The 1,345-nt window shown below is 36.5% G+C and carries 2 protein-coding genes; both read left to right on the forward strand.

Features of this window, described 5'->3' with window-relative positions; translation table 11 throughout:
• Nucleotides 1-463: 463 nt before the first annotated feature.
• Nucleotides 464-823 carry a DUF6864 domain-containing function gene (locus A6E04_RS20680; protein WP_065612280.1) on the forward strand — a complete coding sequence of 120 codons (360 nt, stop codon included), beginning with the start codon at nt 464-466 and terminating at the stop codon, nt 821-823.
• Entirely contained in the window at nt 816-1,235 is a 420-nt protein-coding gene (locus A6E04_RS20685; RefSeq protein ID WP_065612281.1) for a hypothetical protein, read from the forward strand. The genes A6E04_RS20680 and A6E04_RS20685 overlap by 8 nt, the downstream gene beginning before the upstream one ends.
• Nucleotides 1,236-1,345: the final 110 nt, after the last annotated feature.

Here is a 1,345-nt window from a genome sequence, read left to right on the forward strand (position 1 = left end):
TGCCTCATTTTAGTCTGCATCAGTGTTTTCCTCTCAATATTTTCAATCCCAGCTGTGGCAAGGATATTTGGTTTATCAGTTCCAAATCTGCTGAAACCAAGTCGTTCAAATGGCGTAAAAAATGTATCTGTTTTCCATTCACTTTATCTCGCAATTTAAGAACATTTTGTTCGCTTAATTACTATCGGTAAATTAGAATTAGGACTTAGAAAATCTTGGCAGGGAAGTTCTTTACCAAGCTTGCCAAGCCGAAAGTAAGCACGCACAACAATCGCATCAACACGATTTATTACATTCGGCGTTCTGGGTTTGTCTTAGGTTTAGTGATTAAGGCGGTAAAATTCAGGTTGGTCTGCATAGTAATAAACATGTTATGCCAGCGTTAGGCGTCAATTATCTATATTTTTAGTTGTGTTATGATAAACTACACAATATTTTATTTTGTGATATCAAAGGATTAACCATGAGAATTATAAGTGGAAATCAAGAAGTTATTGAATCTGGTTATGTTGACTCTTTCGAAATGAACCCAATTGAATTCCGGCTATCGGAGTCACCTGAAATGATACTCCGCCTTGTAGTTGAAAGTGAACCTGATGACACAGATAATTCGATTTCAGGTAATGTTGAAAGTGATTCTACATTAGTGATTACAGCACATAATCCTCATCGAAAATTAAATTTTGGTCCGAGTCTACCTTTATCAGTCGGAACTCTTAATGGGAGAGCATTATCATTTATTTTCCGCATTAACGTTATGGGAGATTATAACTCTTACAACGTGGCGTATACATTTTATTCTGAGGTGGTTGATAATGAGTAATACTCAAGGAACTCAGAAACAAGAAACACCGCAAGATGGTTTTCGTTGGACTCAAACATACGATATCCAACAACCACAATCGACCCAAGCGATGGTTATTCCTAAAAGTGAATGGGAAGCATTGAAAGTTAGCATTAGTAGAATTAAAGATAGTAATTCTCTTACTCATACTATAGGTTCTGCATTAATTGGTGCTGGTCTTTCGATAGTAGCGGCTGCTATTTTTACTCCATTTACTGTTGAGCAAAGAGTGGATGAAGTAATAATGTGGGCAATTGGTATTTCTAGTACTTTTTGTGGTTTAGTAAGTTGCTTTTATGCACATAGAGAAAAAGCACTGGTAACAACAAGTGCTACAAATGTTCTTTCTCAAATGGAGATAGTGGAAAGTCGTTATCAAAAAGACGCCTAACAATTGCATCAACACGATTTACTACACTCGCCAACCTCAGGTTGTCGGGTGTTTCTCGCTTTAAGGCGTCAATATTAAGTATAATTGCTTAGTAGTAAACGTGTTATGCA

It is taken from the genome of Aliivibrio logei, from assembly GCF_001691055.1.
In the GTDB taxonomy this organism is placed as follows: Bacteria; Pseudomonadota; Gammaproteobacteria; order Enterobacterales; family Vibrionaceae; genus Aliivibrio; species Aliivibrio salmonicida.